Source organism: Aurantiacibacter zhengii, from assembly GCF_003584125.1.
Lineage (GTDB): Bacteria > Pseudomonadota > Alphaproteobacteria > Sphingomonadales > Sphingomonadaceae > Alteraurantiacibacter > Alteraurantiacibacter zhengii.
The window spans coordinates 80,693-96,600 of the sequence record NZ_QXFL01000008.1 but is presented as its reverse complement, the minus strand read 5'-3'; the positions used below and the strand labels follow the sequence as shown (position 1 = coordinate 96,600).

Below are 15,908 nucleotides of genomic sequence, written 5' to 3'. Positions count from 1 at the left end.
CTTTCTCGGAGCTTTTGCAGGCTTTCCTAGGGCACCAGCACGGTATCGCGCGCAGCCGCGTCCAGTTCGGGATAGTCCAGCGTGTAATGCAGCCCGCGGCTCTCGTGCCGTTTCAGGGCGCTTTGCACGATCAGGTCCGCACACTGATGCAGGTTGCGCAACTCGATCAGGTCGGTCGTCACGCGGAAATGGCCGTAGTAATCGTCGATCTCGGTCGCCAGCAGGTCGATGCGATGCTTGGCCCGCTCCAGCCGCTTCGTGGTGCGCACGATGCCGACGTAGTTCCACATCATGCGGCGGATCTCGGTCCAGTTCTGCTTGATGACGACTTCCTCGTCCGAATCCGTCACGCGGGTATCGTCCCACGGGCGGATTTCGGGAGAAGGATCGAGCTTGTCCCAGCAGGCCAGGATATCGCGGGCCGCCGCATCGCCGAAGACGAAGCATTCCAGCAGGGAGTTTGATGCGAGGCGGTTGGCCCCGTGCAGGCCGCTTTCGGTCACTTCTCCCGCGGCCCAGAGGCCAGGCAGGTCGGTGCGTCCGTCAAGGTCGATCACCACGCCGCCGCAGGTATAGTGCTGTGCGGGCACGACGGGGATCGGCTCCTTCGTCATGTCGATCCCCAGCCCCAGCAGCTTGTCGTAGATGGTGGGGAAATGCCCCTTCACGAATTCGGCGGGCTGGTGGCTGATGTCCAGATGCACGTAATCGAGGCCATAGCGCTTGATCTGGTCGTCGATGGCGCGCGCCACCACGTCGCGCGGAGCCAGTTCCATCCGCTCTGCATCGTAATCGACCATGAAGCGGTGCCCGGTTTCCGGGTGCAGCAGGTGGCCCCCCTCGCCGCGCACGGCCTCGGTAATGAGGAAGTTCTTCACGTCGAGGTTGTAGAGGCAGGTGGGGTGGAATTGCATCATCTCCATATTTGAAACGCGCGCGCCCGCGCGCCAGGCCATGGCGATGCCGTCTCCCGTCGCGCCGCGCGGCGCGGTGGAGAACTGGTAGACGCGCCCCGCCCCGCCTGCCGCCAGCACGGTGGCGCTGGCGGTAAAGGCTTCCACCTTGCCGGTGGTGGTATCCAGCGCATAGGCGCCCCACACCCGCCCGCTGCCTGAATATTTCGCCTCGTGCCGCCCGGTAATCAGGTCCACGCAGGAATGATCGGGCAGCAGTGTGATGTTTGGATTTTCCTCCGCCGCTTTCAGCAAGGCGGCCTGCACGGCCCAGCCGGTGGCATCGTCCACATGTACGATCCGGCGGTGCGAATGTCCGCCTTCGCGCGTCAGGTGCAGGTCCCCGCTTTCGCGGTTGAACGGCACGCCCAGCTCGCACAGCCTGTCAATCGCGGCAGGTGCGCCCTCGATCACGAATTCCACCGTTTCCCGATCGTTCAGGCCCGCGCCTGCCACCATCGTGTCGCGGATGTGATCATCGAAGGTATCGCCGGCGTCGAGAACGGCGGCAATGCCCCCCTGCGCCCAGGCGGTGGAGCCGCTCGTGAGCTTTCCCTTGGCCAGCACCAGCACGCGCAGCCGCGTTGCCAGGGTAAGCGCAGCGGTCAATCCGGCGGCGCCAGAGCCGATGATTAGGACATCGTAATCGGTTGAAGGTGTTGTCATCGCGCGATGCTTTGCCCGCTCCCCTCGTCACCTGCAAGACTGCACACATCCGTGGGCGCGGCGAGACCTACCGATATTGCACTTGCTAAGTGAAAATACCTATGAGATGGTGCAGCGCACAATAACGGGTCGCATCCGCATCACGAGTCCATAGGGGGTTCCTTTGCATCGACTTGCGTGCCTCTTCAATCGTCACGAGCCACCCGGCCGCCGTGCGGACTGGGACGGACTTACGTTCGTCAGTCGCTGCGCGCATTGCCACAAGCCCATTCGCCGCGTCGGCAAGGGGAAGTGGCGTCGCGATGTCGAAAGCGATTAGGACGGTACCGGACCCGGCTCCGGGGCTTGTTCAACCGCGACCTTCGTTCGGTGGGTCAGCCGGCTACGGCCCCACGCGGACGCCGGAACCTCCACGGTACGGTACACCAGCAGGGCCAGTACGCACGCGCCTGCGATCATGAGGGCGAACACCAGCGGCCCCGGCAGGTAGGGGGCGATGAAGATCTTGCCGAACTGCAACACGAAGAGGTGTGAAAGGTAAAGGCTGTAGGACGCATCGCCCAGCATCGCGGGCAGGCGCCAGCGCGGCAATCTGCCATCCAGCGAACGTGCAGCCAGCACGATGACGGTTACCGGGACGAAGACGCCCTGCCAGATTGGCAGACTGTCGGAGAACAGGATCAGGGCGATAAACGCAGGCGCCATCCACAGCGCGGGAAGCCGCAGGTCGAACCGGGCGATCGCCATCCCCACGACGAAGAGCAGCAACAGGCCATCGGTATAGAACGCAGCCAGTGGCGGGAGATCGATAACGGTGCCCGCCTGCGTGATGAGGACCAGAGCGGCAGCAACACTCCAGAAGCGAAACCGTTCGGGCAGGAACAGTCCCAGTGCGAAGATGACGTAGAAGAACATCTCGAAATTCAGCGTCCACCCCGGTTCCAGCACGGGCGAGCGAACGGACCCGCTGGCCGGATCGAGGCTGGGCACGAACGCAAGCGACGCGGCCAGCTGCCGCCCATCCCAACCTTGCTGAACCATGCTCCAGGCAAGTGTCATCGCCCAGTAGAGGGGAGCAATGCGGACCAGGCGGCGCAGCAGGAAATTGCGCGGGTCGGTACGGCGGCCTTGCGTGGAGGTGACCATCACGAAACCCGAAATGACGAAGAACAGCGCCACGCCATGCTTCAGCCACAGCACGCTCGAAAGCTGGGCGACGGGAACAAGGCCGTAGGTGAAACAGTGCACCGCCACCACCATCAGCGCGGCGAGTCCGCGCAGATAGTGGATCGACAGGTACTGCTCCGGATTGCCCTTCGATGCCATGAACGTCTGCATGGCAGACATGGCTGAAATTTGAATTAAGCGGCGTGTCTCACGCCTTTTCCCGGTCATCCTCGCCGGTCAGCTGCACGAACACGTCTTCCAGGTCCGCCTCGCGGGTGGAAACGTCTTCTATCGCAAAGCCCTGTTCCTGCACCTTGGCCAGAACCTGCCCCGCAGTCATCTCGCCCTTGTCGAAGGTGATCTCGATCGATTTTTCGCCCACCACCTCGCACTTGTGGAAGCGCGGGTCATCGGGCAGCCGGACGATATCCTTGTCCACCGTAATGGCGAGGATTTTTTCGCCCATCATCCCCACCAGTTCGCGCGTCGGCTTGTTCGCGATCAGCTCGCCGTGGTTGATGATGGCGATCTGTTCGCACAGCTCCTCGGCTTCTTCCAGGTAATGGGTGGTAAGCACCACGGTCACGCCTTCGGCGTTCAGTTCGCCCACAAGTTCCCACAACTGCTTGCGCAATTCCACGTCGACGCCGGCGGTCGGCTCGTCCAGCACCAGGATCGGCGGAGAGTGGACCATCGCCTTGGCGATCAGCAACCGCCGCTTCATCCCGCCCGACAGCGTGCGGGCATAGGCATTGCGCTTGTCTTCCAGGCGCACGGCTTTCAGCAATTCCTCCGACCGGCGCAGCGCCTTGGAAATGCCGTAGAAACCGCCCTGGTTTTCCAGCACCTCGAACGGGGTGAAGAACGGATCGAACACGATCTCCTGCGGCACGATGCCGATGTTCAGCTTGGCATTGCGATGATCGTGGTCGATGTCGTGACCCCAGATCTTCACCGTGCCGCTGGTCTTGTTCACCAGGCCCGCCATGATGTTGATCAGGGTAGACTTGCCCGCCCCGTTGGGGCCGAGCAGGCCGAACACGCTGCCCTGCGGCACGTCGAAGCTGACGCCTTTCAGTGCCAGTTTGGGGCCGGTGCCCTTGCTGCCGGCATACTCCTTCACGAGATCGCGTATTTCGATTGCTGCTTGTGCCATGGCCGCGCTCTTAGGGGCTTTTCGCCGCCCGCGTAAAGCGATAGGAACGGTGCCCATGGATCACGTACCTGAAACCACCATTGTCGATACGCCGCGCGTCTGGTGCGACGGCGCCGGAGATATTCGTGGCGGAGAGAATTACCTCCCCGCCAGCCTGGGCCACCCACGGGTCTACATGCAGATCGACGAGAAGGGCTATGTCGACTGCGGCTATTGCGACCGGCGCTTCATCCTCGAAGGCGGCCCGGCCGACGACGGGAATGTTCCCGACGCCTCTGTCTCCGGTGCGGCCGCCTGAACCAGGCAGCTTAGCGGGCGGAACAAAAGGCGGTCATTCCGGGTTCAGGATGGAGGGTCTAGGTTGCCGGGCATCAGGAGAGATACCATGTTGAAAACACTTACCGTTTCCGCCGCAGCCGCCGCGATGACGCTGGCACTCCCCGCCTCTGCCCAGGACCGCGACGCCCGCGCAGAGCAGGCTTTCGCCGAACTGGTGGAAGGCCGCACCGCAGGCGAGCCGCAAAGCTGCATCAATACCGTCAGCACCAACCGCCTGCGGGTGGAGGAGAATGTCGGCCTCGTTTACGAACGTGGCGACACCATGTGGGTGGCGCGCGCACGCAACCCCAACCAGCTGGACAGCTGGGATGTGCCGATCATCGAGCGTTACAGCGGCTCGCGCCTCTGCCGCACCGACGTGACGCGCACGGTCGATCGTTCGTCCGGGATGTTCAGCGGCGTGCTGTTCCTCGACGAATTCGTGCCCTACACGCGAACCGAAACCGAAGGCTGACCGCCGCGTGGCCCATATGCCCCGGCAGTGGGCCGCCGACCTGACGCACTTCTGGTTTCACGAACTCGGCCCCGCCGACTGGTGGGGCGGTTCGGATAGCCTCGACAAGCGTATCGAAAAGCGCTTCCGGCACTGGCTGGAGGCGCTTTTTGTTTGCCCGCCCCATAGCTTCCTTGGCGGTCCGCAGATTGCGCTCGCAGCCGTGCTGCTGTTCGACCAGGTGCCGCGCAATATCTTTCGTGGCACTCCGCGTGCCTTTGCCACCGATCCGCTGGCGCGGGCTATCACCCACGGCGCCCTGCGGCGCGGTTACCTGCCCTTGCTGGCGCGCCAGCAGCGGCAGTTTCTGGCGATGCCGCTGATGCACAGCGAGACGATGGCCGATCACCTGCTCAGCCTGCGGTTGTTCGCGCGCATCAATGGCGGGGCCAACCTGCCCTTCGCGCGCAGCCATGCCCGGATGATCGCCCGCTTCGGCCGCTATCCGCATCGCAACGCGGTGCTGGGCCGCACCAGCACGCCGGCAGAGCAGCGCGCTATCGACGCGGGATTTTCCTGGTAGCTACTTCGGCTTCACCAGCTTGGCCGGGCGCTGCCGCTGCGCTTCGGAAAACAGTCCGTAGGTGCGGTTGACGTAGTTGGATACGTCCATAATCGAGTTGAGGTAGCCGTCGAGGTCCTCCGTCATCTCCTGCTCCACCAGCCGCACGCGCGCACCGGGATTCTCGGTCTCGAAATGGACGTAGAACCACGGCTCCCCGCGCGTCAGTTTCAGCGGCTTCGACAGGTCGTACCACTCGAAAGCCCATGCCAGCGGGCGCGGCCAGATATGCACGGGATAGCGCCCGCCCATCTGTACGCCTGGCCGGGGCTCGGGAAACCAGTGCAGGTGCGGCGCTGTCTGCACCACCCAGCACGGCTCGTCCGCCACGAACACGTAGGGCGCGGTGAACTGGATGATCGGGCGTTCCGGGTGGCGCCACTCGCTGGCGGGCTGGACGATGAACAGGTTGGCGCGCCCCTGCGGACGCATGGCGGAGTTTTCGCCGTTGTTATCGATCAGTTGCAACTGGCCCTGCGCGTTGCGGGCAAAGGCCAGTTCGAGGTCCACCGGGCATGGGATGACGAAATGGCGACGGTCGAAATCGACGGCAGCGGGGCAGGCCTGAATGGACTTGGCGCTCTTTGCCTTGGGGTCGGACCGGCTGAAGGACTGGGGCGGGGCCCAGATCGTGCTGCCCTTCGCATCCCATTTCACCGTCCAGCCCACCGTCAGCGTACGCGCCTTGCCGCGCGTTTCGGCCTCGGTCGCGCCGGCATCCTCGGCGAAGTAATCATCCCAGCTCATTGCGTCTCCTCGCCGTTCCCGGCGTAATATTCACACAGATCGTTCACCGGGCAGGTGCCACATTGCGGCGCGCGTGCCCGGCAAACCCGCTTGCCGAACTGGATTAGCCAGAAGTGCCCGTCGCGCATAGCCCAGTCGGGCGATCTCTCTTCCAGTTGCTGCGCCGTCTTGTCCGCCGTCTTCGCCTCGGTCAGGCCGATGCGGTTGCACACGCGGTGCACATGGGCGTCGACCGCGATCACGTCTTTCCCGAAGGTGAAGCTCAGCACGATGTCGGCGCACTTGCGCCCGATGCCGGGCAGCGCCAGAAGGCCCTCCCGTGTGTTCGGCACCCTGCCGCCGTGTTCGGCCAACAATGCCTCGCAGAACCTGCGGATGTTGCGTGTCTTCATGTTGTAGAGACCGCATGGCTTGATGGCCTGCGCAATCGCGTCGTCGGAAAGCGCCAGCATGCCCTCCGGCGTGGTTGCCAGTGCGAACAGCGCTTTCGTGGCCGCTGCCGTATTGAGATCCAGCGACTGGGCAGACAACATGCAAGAGATACAGGATCGAAAGGCATCGGGCTGCCCCTTTGGGCCCTTGGCATCCTTCGTCCGCCCCGGCATGGCCTGCGAGAGGCGGCGATAGACCTCTTCGACCTCTTCAATTTCAATCATCGTCGGCTTCATCCCGGACGGAGGGCAGGCGCACGAGGAATTCGCCGAGTGCACCGACCAGCATGAGTGCAGCGCCGACGATGAACAGCCAGACCCCCGTCGTCTTCCATTCCTCGAAGCGGGGCAGGAACAGCACGCTGCCGACAAGAAAGGTCAGATTGCCGCCAAGGCCGAGCGAGCGATGGATCCAGCCGAAGTCGGTCACGATGGTGCGGATAAGGTTGCCCATGCAGGCTCAGCGTATTGGCGTCCGGCCGGTTCCGGTATCGCAGTCGGCACGGATCGGGCAGGCTGCGCAAAGCGGTTTCGACGGGCGGCAATGCACCTGGCCCAGCCATTTCACGAGCAGGTGATGTTCGTCGATGTCCGCCGCGCTCCATTCCTCCGGCAAAACCGGCATCAGCGCGGTGTAGGCGCGGGCGGTATCCGCCCGTGGCGGAACCAGGCCGACCCGCTGCATCACCCTGCGATGATGGCCGTCGATCACCAGCTGGCGGCGCGCGAACATAGACGTGTTCATCACGCCCGCGGCAATCTTGCGACCGACGCCCGGCAGCACCTCGAGCCAGTCCATCGCTATCTCGTCCGGCAGGTTCGAGAGGTGGCGCATGTCCACCGCCCCACGCTCCGCCATGATCGCAAGCAGGCATGCTTTCAGCCGCTCGGCCGCGACGGAGGGAAAGGTCTGGTTGCCCAGTAGTGCCTGCAATTCGGCCAGGTCTGCGCGGGCCACGGCCTCCCACGACCCGTACCGCGCCAGCAAGGCATCGGTGGACGCGTTGGAGATGGCCGTCTTGGTCTGCGCCCCGATCACGCCCTGCACCAGCGTCCATGCGGGATCGCGACGCTTGTCGTCCGGGCGTTCGATCCGCCCGAATGCGCCAATCAGTGCCGCATGGATGCGCGCGAGCCGTGTCTGTCGCGGGTCATCGAAGGGCAGTTCCACTTTCTTCCGGGCTATTGCCGCAACTGGCCGCGGATGGCGCCCTCGGGATATTCAGCCGTGTGGACGTTGACGTAATAGTTCGAAAGCCCCTCGGAGAATGCGCGCTGGACCCAGGCGGTGTCCGAGCTGCATCCGCGCCAGCCGCCCTCGGTAGAGCGTGTGAAAGGCAGCACCACGGGGCCGTTCTGGCCCGCTGCGCCGCGATGGATATGCGCGCCGGTGATCGGGCCGAGATTCTGCAGGTCGTTCAGGTCCCAGCAGACCCGCGTCAGTTCGTCGGAAAAGCTGATTTCCGCAGTGCCGTATCCGTCCGGGTCGCCAGGGCCGACCTGGTTCGCGCCGCGCAGTTCCGCGTCGTAGGTGGACGAGATCGCCTCGGTGTATGTCTGCTCCAGGGTCTCGCAGGCGGAAAGCGAAAGGGCGGCAGCGCTGATGGCGACGGCACGAAGAAGCATGGCGATTATCCTCTGGCGAAAGCTGTTGTTGCCGGTTCAACCACTGTCCGCTGGCGCTTGTTCCGCAAAGACGTGTGCGCAAGCCATGGCTAGTCTCCCGGTTCGAACGGCCTCCGGTCCGATACCCTTACCGTATCGATCTTGAACTCGCCCGTCTGGCGCAGCATTGTCAGCGTGACATCGGCCACTTCAACAGGGATGCCGTCCTCACCGGCATAGGCAACCTGCCCGTGCGCTTCGGCATGATCGGGATCGATGCCTGCGAACCTTGTGAATGACAGGTAGCCGCCATCCAGCGCATCGCGCAGCAGCCGGAGGCGGGCATCGCCGTAGCCGACGAACAGCCACTGCAATTCCTGATCCTGTGACGATGTTCCGCGCCGTTCCATGCGCAGCAAACGTTCCAGCCTTGCAACCTCGCCGTAGGCTTCGCCGGCAACCAGCCTGTCTCCATCCAGCATGCGACAGGCGGCGAGAAGGTTTGCCCGCGTGCGAAAATTGTCCATCGATAGCGTGCTGCATTGTGGCAGTGATTCGTACGCCATGTCCGCCAGTGCAAAGGCGTAGCTCATTGCGAGACCGCCAGCACAGGCGCCCTCGGCATCGCTACGTACGACACCTTCTTCCATCGGCGGATCGACCGGGAGAGCCGGATCGCGTTCCTGGCCGATGGAGCCGGTGCCCGCCAAAATCGTGGGAGAAACCCGCGGTGCATCTACCGCATCCACCACCACGAACCATCCATGCAGGCAGATACTTGTGCCATCGCTATTGCTGTCGGCCACTTCGCGAGCGAGCAACTGATCGAAATGGGATGAACGGCCGAGCACCTCGCGCCATGTCACATCGCTTACCGTTGCACGTAAGTGGCCCCGCTCGTCCGCCAGTCCTTCTCCCGGGATAAGAACTTCGACAAAGGGCGTCTCACCCGGTTCGCGCTTGAACACCACCGCTGCAACATCGTTGCCGTAGCCATCGACGAACATTGCCCGGCGCGTGGTAATGTTCGCATTCAGCAGATCACGCGCATCGGCAATGCCGTACTGCGTATGCATGCGCGCCTGTACGTCCTCGGCGCATCGATCCACGCCGTTGTCATCGCCGCAGCCGCGTGAAAAAACATCGCTGACTGACTGTGCATGGGCAGGCATGGCGGTAGCTGCGCCCAGAGCAGCGAGCGCGAGACAGAAGGCTGCGCGCGGGGCGATCAGCTTACTCCCACTCGATCGTGCCGGGCGGCTTGCTGGTATAGTCGTAGACCACGCGGTTCACGCCCTGCACCTCGTTCACGATGCGGGTGGCGACGCCGGTCAGGAAGCTGGCGTCGAAGGGGTAGACATCCGCCGTCATGCCGTCTGTGCTTGTGACGGCGCGCAGACCGCACACGCTATCGTAAGTGCGCCCGTCGCCCATCACGCCCACGGTCTTTACCGGCAGCAGCACGGCAAAGGCCTGCCAGATCGCATCGTAGAGGCCCGCGTTGCGGATCTCCTCGAGATAGATCGCGTCGGCCTTGCGCAGGATGTCGCAGCGCTCCTTGGTCACTTCGCCGGGGATCCGGATGGCAAGGCCGGGTCCGGGGAACGGATGACGGCCTACGAACATCTCGGGCAGGCCCAGTTCGCGGCCGAGTTCGCGCACCTCATCCTTGAACAGTTCGCGCAAGGGTTCGACCAGCTTCATGTTCATGCGTTCGGGCAGGCCGCCCACGTTGTGGTGGCTCTTGATCGTCACGCTCGGCCCGCCGGTGAAGCTGACGCTTTCGATCACGTCGGGGTAGAGCGTGCCCTGGGCGAGGAAATCTGCACCGCCGATCTTCTCTGCCTCGGCCTCGAACACGTTGATGAACTCGGCGCCGATGAACTTTCGCTTCTTTTCCGGGTCGGTGACGCCGGCGAGGCCCGCCATGAAGCGTTCTTCCGCATCCACCACCACCAGCGGAATGTTGTAATGGTCGCGGAACATCGTCTCGACCTGCTGCCGCTCGTTCAGGCGCAGCAGGCCGTGGTCCACGAAGACGCAGGTCAGCTGGTCGCCGATGGCCTCGTGGATGAGGATCGCGGCGACGGAACTGTCGACTCCGCCCGAAAGGCCGCAGATCACCTTGCCGCCACCCACCTGCTCGCGGATTTCGGCAATCTTCGTCTCGCGGTAGGCGGCCATCGTCCAGTCGCCCGCCAGCCCGCACACGTGGCGTACGAAGTTGGCCAGCAGCCGCGCACCGTCGGGCGTGTGGTAGACTTCCGGGTGGAACTGCGTGCCGTAATACTTGCGGCTCTCGTCCGCGATCACGGCAAAGGGTGCGCCATCACTGGTGGCGACGATCTCGAACCCGTCGGCAAAGCGCGTCACCTTGTCGCCGTGGCTCATCCACACCTGGTGGCGCTCGCCCACTTTCCACAGGCCGTCGAACAGCGCGCAATCCTCGGTCACGGTCAGGAACGCGCGCCCGAATTCGCCGCCATCTCCGGTTTCATGGCCGGGGCGCACTTCGCCGCCCAGTTGCGTAGTCATCACCTGCTGGCCGTAGCAGATGCCAAGGATCGGCAGGCCACTGTCGAACAGCACCTGCGGCGCCCGAGGGCTTCCTTCGTCGCACACACTGGCGGGGCTGCCCGACAGGATGATGCCTTTGGGGTTCATCCGGTTGAAGGCTTCCTCGGCCTGGGTGAACGGGGTAATCTCGGAATAGACGCCCGCCTCGCGCACGCGGCGCGCAATCAGCTGGGTGACCTGGCTGCCGAAATCGACGATGAGGATGGAATCGGGAATAAGCTCTGCCTGCATGGCAGCGCATTGCCCAAAGGCGAAGCGCAAGTCCAGTAGCGGGCAGAATGCCGCTGAGGATGATATGTTGCAAAACACGCAACACTTGTCGAATATTTCGCATTTGTAATATATTCGTTCGCACGCCATCTGCGCCATCGACGCGGGGCGGCGACACAGATTCGTCCCGTCGAACTCATAAACAGGACGAAAATAACAATGCGGTATTACGCAACCAATATCCTTGCCTCGCTCGCCGCGATCACCGTCAGCAGCACGCTGCTGATGGGCATTCTCTAGGCGCGATTAACAAGGAACCCCTGAAGCCCGGAAACTTCTCTCCCCCCTCCCCCCCGTTTCCGGGCCGACAAGATGGCCGTCTCCCCAGCCCGGAGGCGGTCATTTTTCTATCCGCTTCCCAGCTGGCCCAGCGCCAGTGCGGCCAGCAGGCCCAGGGCCGTGGCTATGCCGGCCCAGTGGTGATCGTCCTTGAACCCCTGCGGGAATACCTCGGTGGCAAGGCTTGCAACCACCGCGCCTGCGGCAAGACCGCGAATGAAGGAAAGCGGCCCCTCCCCGACATTTGCGAGCAGGATGTTACCCGCGATTGCGGCGACCGACAGCAGCGCTGCCGTGGCCGCCCAAAGCGCGATGACCTTCCCCTTCGACATTCTGCCTTGCGCCATCTGCTTCGCGCCGCCCGCCGCTTCCGGCAGGTTCGACAGCAGGATGGACCCGGCCAGCGCAGCGACTTCGGGTGCACCAGCGCCGATCAGCGCAACGCCAAGAGCCAGGTTTTCCGGAATCCCGTCAAGGGTGATGGATGCAAGCAGCCCGCCGCCGCTGTCGGAGCCCCACTTCCTGGAAACCAGGTAATCGATGCCAGTGAACAGCCCGGCACCCGTGGCCACAGCCAGCGCGGCAACTGAAAGCCCGGCCCGCTCGACAGCCGGTTCTATCAGCTCGGTCGTCACGGAAAGCAGCAGGGCTCCGCCCGCCAGCGCCACCAGGAACCCCTCGGTCTGTTTTCCCATCGAGCCATAGGCACCCCACACGGCCCCGGCAACGAGCGCTCCGGACACTACGAGCACGACAATCAGAACCATCGTCATGCCTCCCAAACGCACAAGGCGTGGCCCCGGTCCCGGCTGGTGCCGGGTAGGATCGGGTGGGTGAGCGGCAAATTACGGTTCGCGTTTCGAATCGCGCGTTCCTGTGCGCTTTAAGATGTACCGAGCACCCTCCGGTACCTCGTGGCACCACAAATCGGGCCAAACACCGTCCTGGTGACGGTAACTGGTGGAAAAGCGCCCTCTGACGAACTGCCAGCCTTCCGCATGCTTGCCGCAGTGCCTATATGATGCCCATGGAAAATACGCCTGAAGACACCCCCGCAGCACCTCCCGAAAAGAAGCGCCAGAACGGCGAATACAGTTCCGACAGCATCAAGGTGCTGAAGGGGCTGGACGCGGTGCGCAAGCGGCCCGGCATGTATATCGGCGATACCGACGACGGATCGGGCCTGCACCACATGGTGTTCGAGGTGTCGGACAACGCCATCGACGAGGCGCTGGCGGGCCATTGCGACCTGGTGCTGATCGAGCTGAACCCCGACGGCAGCGTCTCGGTGGAAGACAACGGCCGCGGCATCCCGGTGGACATCCACAAGGAAGAAGGCGTCTCCGCAGCAGAGGTCATCATGACCCAGCTTCACGCGGGCGGGAAGTTCGAGAACACCAGCGACGACAACGCCTACAAGGTCTCGGGCGGCTTGCACGGCGTTGGCGTTTCGGTGGTGAACGCGCTGTCCGAATGGCTGGAACTGCGCGTGTGGCGCAACGGGCGCGAACACTGGATGCGTTTCGAACATGGCGACGCGGTGGAATCCCTGCGCGAAGTGGGCGATGCCCCGCCGGTAGAGAGCAACGGCGACGACGAAGGCCTGAAGAAAGGCACCCGCGTCACGTTCAAGGCGAGCGAGGAGACGTTCAAGAACGTCACCGAATTCGATTTCGACAAGTTGGAGCACCGCTACCGCGAGCTCGCCTTCCTCAATTCCGGCGTGCGCATCCTGCTGCGCGACAAGCGGCACGAGGAAGTGCTGGAGCATGACCTGTTCTACGAGGGCGGCATCGCGGCCTTCGTGAAGTACCTCGATCGCAACAAGGCACCGCTGGTGCCCGAGCCCATTTCCGTTTCGGCGGAGAAGGAAGGCATCGGCATCGACGTGGCGCTGGAATGGAACGACAGCTACTACGAGAACGTCCTGTGCTTCACCAACAACATCCCGCAGCGTGACGGCGGCACCCACCTTGCCGCATTCCGCGCCGCGCTCACCCGCACGCTGAACAATTACGCCAATGCCGCGGGCCTGCTGAAGAACGCCAAGGTCTCGCTTTCTGGCGAGGACATGCGCGAAGGGCTAACCGCCATCGTCTCGGTCAAGCTGCCCGATCCCAAGTTCGGTAGCCAGACGAAGGACAAGCTGGTTTCTTCCGAAGTGCGCCAGCCGCTGGAAAGCCTGATGGGTGAGAAGATGACCGAGTGGCTGGAAGAGAATCCTTCCGATGCCAAGGCCATCGTCGGCAAGATCATCGATGCCGCCGCCGCGCGCGAAGCCGCGCGTAAGGCCCGCGAGATGAGCCGCAAGGGCGCGATGAGCGTCGCCAGCCTGCCCGGCAAGCTGTCGGACTGCCGCGAGCGTGACCCCGCCAAGTCCGAAATCTTCCTGGTCGAGGGTGATTCCGCAGGCGGCAGTGCCAAGAGCGGGCGCGATTCCAAGTACCAGGCGATCCTGCCGCTGAAGGGCAAGATCCTGAACGTGGAGCGCGCGCGGTTCGACCGGATCATTTCTTCCAAGGAAGTCGGCACGCTGATCCAGGCGATGGGCACTGGGTTGCGTGACGAGTTCAACCTCGAAAAGCTGCGCTATCACAAGATCGTGATCATGACCGACGCCGACGTCGACGGCGCGCATATCCGCACGCTGCTGCTCACCTTCTTCCACCGCCAGATGCCGGAGATCATCAAGGCCGGGCACCTCTTCATCGCCCAACCGCCGCTGTACAAGGTCGCCAAGGGCAAAAGCGAGGTCTACCTGAAAGACCAGGGCGCGCTGGATCGCTACCTGGTCGACAACGGATTGCAGGACCGGGTGCTGGAGACAGCGGGCGGCGCGCGTTCGGGTGCCGACCTGCACGATCTGGTGGACAAGGCATTGCAGCTGAAGAACCTTTTGGCTTTCGCCCCGCGCAAGTACGATTCCTCTGTGATCGAGGCGATGGCCATGGCCGGTGCTCTCGAACCCGGCCTTGCGCCCTCGCAGCGTGACGAGCGCCTGACACACGCGGCAGGCCAGATGCAGCTGAGCGATCCCGAGGCGGATTGGTCCGCCCGCACGCTGGAAACCGGCGAAGTACGGTTCGACCGCGTCTGGCGGGGTGTTACCGACGTGCACCTGATCGAGGAGAAGTTCCTCGAGAGCGCGGAAGCGCGCAAGCTGAATACGCTGGGCGTGGCGCAGGCGGAGACCTATTCTCAGCCCACCCGGCTGGTGAAGGCCGGGAGCGAGGAAGCACAGCCGGTGGAGGACAACCCGGACGAGACCGATGCCGATGCGCCCGCCTTCGATCCGAACACGGCCATCACCCGCCCCACCCAGCTGCTGGAAACCGTCCTCACCGCAGGGCGCAAGGGACTGTCCATCAGCCGCTACAAGGGCCTGGGCGAGATGAACGCAGAACAGCTGTGGGAGACCACACTGGACCCCGAAAACCGGGAGCTGTTGCAGGTGAAGGTGGAAGACGCCGACGTGACGGACGAAATCTTCACCCGCCTGATGGGCGACGTGGTGGAACCGCGCCGCGAGTTCATCCAGGACAATGCACTGAACGTCGCCAACCTCGATATCTAGGGCGCATCGATGACCGGACAGCACAGGTCGGGTACGGTCGAGCACGGGGGCTTTCTCGTCTTCCTCGCGCTGGTCTCGCTGGTGCTGCTCTACATTGTATGGCCCTTTGTCGCACCGCTGCTGTGGGCGACGCTGGCGGCGATCATGTTCCAGCCGCTGTACCAGTGGTTCCGCGCGCGCATGGGCGGCAGCAACCGCGCGGCCATTGCCACCTTGCTGGTAATCACAATCGCCATAATCATCCCCGCCTTCTTCATCGGCGGAGTGGTGGTGGAACAGGCAACCGCCGTGGTGGTCGCCTTTCGCGAGGGGCGCATCGACATCGCCGCCCTGTTCGAGGCAGTCCATACCGCGCTTCCCGAAGCGATCCGGCAAAACCTCGACGCTTCGGGTTTTGGCACGCCGGAGATGGTGCAGCAGCGCGCACAGGACCTGGCGCTGGAAAGCTCCGGCCTGATTGCGCAACAGGCGGTGGCCATTACCGGCAGCGCGCTTGGCTTCGTCCTTGCTTTCGGCATCGGGCTCTACGTCGCCTACTTCCTGCTGCGCGACGGCAGAGAGATCGGGCGGCAGGTTATCGCCCACCTGCCATTGGCAAGCGACGTGGCGACAGAGCTTGCCGAGCGATTCCTCGCCATCGTGCGCGCCACGATAAAAGGCTCGGTCGTGGTCGGCCTCGTCCAGGGCGCGCTGGGATCGATAACCTACTGGATCGCAGGGGTGCCCAATATCGTTCTCCTCGGGCTGCTGACAGCGCTGTTCTCCCTGGTTCCGGCCATCGGCCCTGCCGTGGTCTGGGCACCGGTGGCTCTTTACCTGCTGGCCGTGGGTGACATCTGGCAGGGCGTCGTGGTCCTTGTGTCCGGGTTCGCGGTGATCGGCATGGCGGACAACGTGCTGCGTCCGATCCTGGTAGGCCGCGATACCGGCATTCCCGACTGGATCATCCTTGTTACTACCCTTGGCGGAATTGCCGCGATGGGTCTTTCCGGCATCGTGGTCGGCCCGCTGGTGGCTGGCCTGTTCCTCGCCGCTTGGGGCGTGCTGGCCCAGCAGCGCGGCGTCACCCGACCCGTGGCGGCGGAGTAA

16 protein-coding genes are annotated in these 15,908 nt (G+C 63.8%); 5 read left to right on the top strand and 11 right to left on the bottom strand.

Going from position 1 to position 15,908, the window contains the following annotated elements:
• Window positions 1-26: 26 nt before the first annotated feature.
• The 3 genes from nadB to D2V07_RS15580 all read right to left on the bottom strand — a co-directional run bounded on the left by nadB (window position 27) and on the right by D2V07_RS15580 (window position 3,942).
• Window positions 27-1,619 (bottom strand): L-aspartate oxidase, encoded by a 1,593-nt coding sequence (gene nadB / locus D2V07_RS15590; RefSeq protein ID WP_119587845.1) that lies wholly within the window; start codon window positions 1,617-1,619, stop codon window positions 27-29.
• 315 nt (window positions 1,620-1,934) lie between these two features.
• Window positions 1,935-2,945, bottom strand: coding sequence for an acyltransferase family protein (locus D2V07_RS15585; protein WP_158586860.1), 1,011 nt, complete (start codon window positions 2,943-2,945; stop codon window positions 1,935-1,937).
• Window positions 2,946-2,994: 49 nt separating this feature from the next.
• Window positions 2,995-3,942 (bottom strand): ABC transporter ATP-binding protein, encoded by a 948-nt coding sequence (locus tag D2V07_RS15580; RefSeq protein WP_119587843.1) that lies wholly within the window; start codon window positions 3,940-3,942, stop codon window positions 2,995-2,997.
• A 55-nt stretch (window positions 3,943-3,997) separates the two neighbouring features.
• Between D2V07_RS15580 and D2V07_RS15575 the strand changes: the two genes are divergently transcribed.
• The 3 genes from D2V07_RS15575 (at window position 3,998) to D2V07_RS15565 (ending at window position 5,297) form a co-directional block, all read left to right on the top strand.
• A complete protein-coding gene (locus D2V07_RS15575; RefSeq protein ID WP_119587842.1) occupies window positions 3,998-4,240 on the top strand; it encodes a zinc-finger domain-containing protein in 243 nt (80 codons plus the stop codon).
• 87 nt (window positions 4,241-4,327) lie between these two features.
• A complete protein-coding gene (locus tag D2V07_RS15570) occupies window positions 4,328-4,735 on the top strand; it encodes a hypothetical protein (protein ID WP_119587841.1) in 408 nt (135 codons plus the stop codon).
• A gap of 16 nt (window positions 4,736-4,751) precedes the next feature.
• Complete coding sequence (locus tag D2V07_RS15565) at window positions 4,752-5,297, top strand: DUF924 family protein (protein WP_119587840.1); 546 nt, start codon at window positions 4,752-4,754, stop codon at window positions 5,295-5,297.
• Here the strand turns inward: D2V07_RS15565 and D2V07_RS15560 are convergent, their stop codons facing one another.
• The 8 genes from D2V07_RS15560 to D2V07_RS15525 all read right to left on the bottom strand — a co-directional run bounded on the left by D2V07_RS15560 (window position 5,298) and on the right by D2V07_RS15525 (window position 12,012).
• Window positions 5,298-6,083: a hypothetical protein gene (locus tag D2V07_RS15560; protein ID WP_119587839.1), complete on the bottom strand. Its 786-nt coding sequence runs from the start codon at window positions 6,081-6,083 to the stop codon at window positions 5,298-5,300.
• Window positions 6,080-6,739: an endonuclease III domain-containing protein gene (locus D2V07_RS15555; RefSeq protein WP_119587903.1), complete on the bottom strand. Its 660-nt coding sequence runs from the start codon at window positions 6,737-6,739 to the stop codon at window positions 6,080-6,082. Before D2V07_RS15555 ends, D2V07_RS15560 begins: the two co-directional genes overlap by 4 nt.
• The gene (locus D2V07_RS15550) at window positions 6,732-6,968 is read right to left on the bottom strand and encodes a YrhK family protein (RefSeq protein ID WP_119587838.1); all 237 of its coding nucleotides are present in this window, start codon (window positions 6,966-6,968) and stop codon (window positions 6,732-6,734) included. Before D2V07_RS15550 ends, D2V07_RS15555 begins: the two co-directional genes overlap by 8 nt.
• Window positions 6,969-6,974: 6 nt before the next feature.
• Window positions 6,975-7,685, bottom strand: a complete 711-nt coding sequence (locus D2V07_RS15545) for an endonuclease III domain-containing protein (RefSeq protein ID WP_119587837.1) — start codon at window positions 7,683-7,685, stop codon at window positions 6,975-6,977.
• An 11-nt stretch (window positions 7,686-7,696) separates the two neighbouring features.
• On the bottom strand, window positions 7,697-8,140 hold the full coding sequence (locus D2V07_RS15540) for a CHRD domain-containing protein (RefSeq protein ID WP_119587836.1): 444 nt from the start codon (window positions 8,138-8,140) through the stop codon (window positions 7,697-7,699).
• Window positions 8,141-8,229: 89 nt separating this feature from the next.
• Entirely contained in the window at window positions 8,230-9,291 is a 1,062-nt protein-coding gene (locus tag D2V07_RS15535; RefSeq protein WP_119587835.1) for a hypothetical protein, read from the bottom strand.
• 61 nt (window positions 9,292-9,352) lie between these two features.
• A complete protein-coding gene (gene guaA, locus D2V07_RS15530; RefSeq protein WP_119587834.1) occupies window positions 9,353-10,927 on the bottom strand; it encodes a glutamine-hydrolyzing GMP synthase in 1,575 nt (524 codons plus the stop codon).
• A 386-nt stretch (window positions 10,928-11,313) separates the two neighbouring features.
• Complete coding sequence (locus D2V07_RS15525) at window positions 11,314-12,012, bottom strand: ZIP family metal transporter (protein ID WP_233548461.1); 699 nt, start codon at window positions 12,010-12,012, stop codon at window positions 11,314-11,316.
• A gap of 260 nt (window positions 12,013-12,272) precedes the next feature.
• Between D2V07_RS15525 and gyrB the strand changes: the two genes are divergently transcribed.
• A complete protein-coding gene (gene gyrB / locus D2V07_RS15520; protein WP_119587902.1) occupies window positions 12,273-14,819 on the top strand; it encodes a DNA topoisomerase (ATP-hydrolyzing) subunit B in 2,547 nt (848 codons plus the stop codon).
• Window positions 14,820-14,828: 9 nt separating this feature from the next.
• Entirely contained in the window at window positions 14,829-15,908 is a 1,080-nt protein-coding gene (locus tag D2V07_RS15515) for an AI-2E family transporter (protein WP_119587832.1), read from the top strand.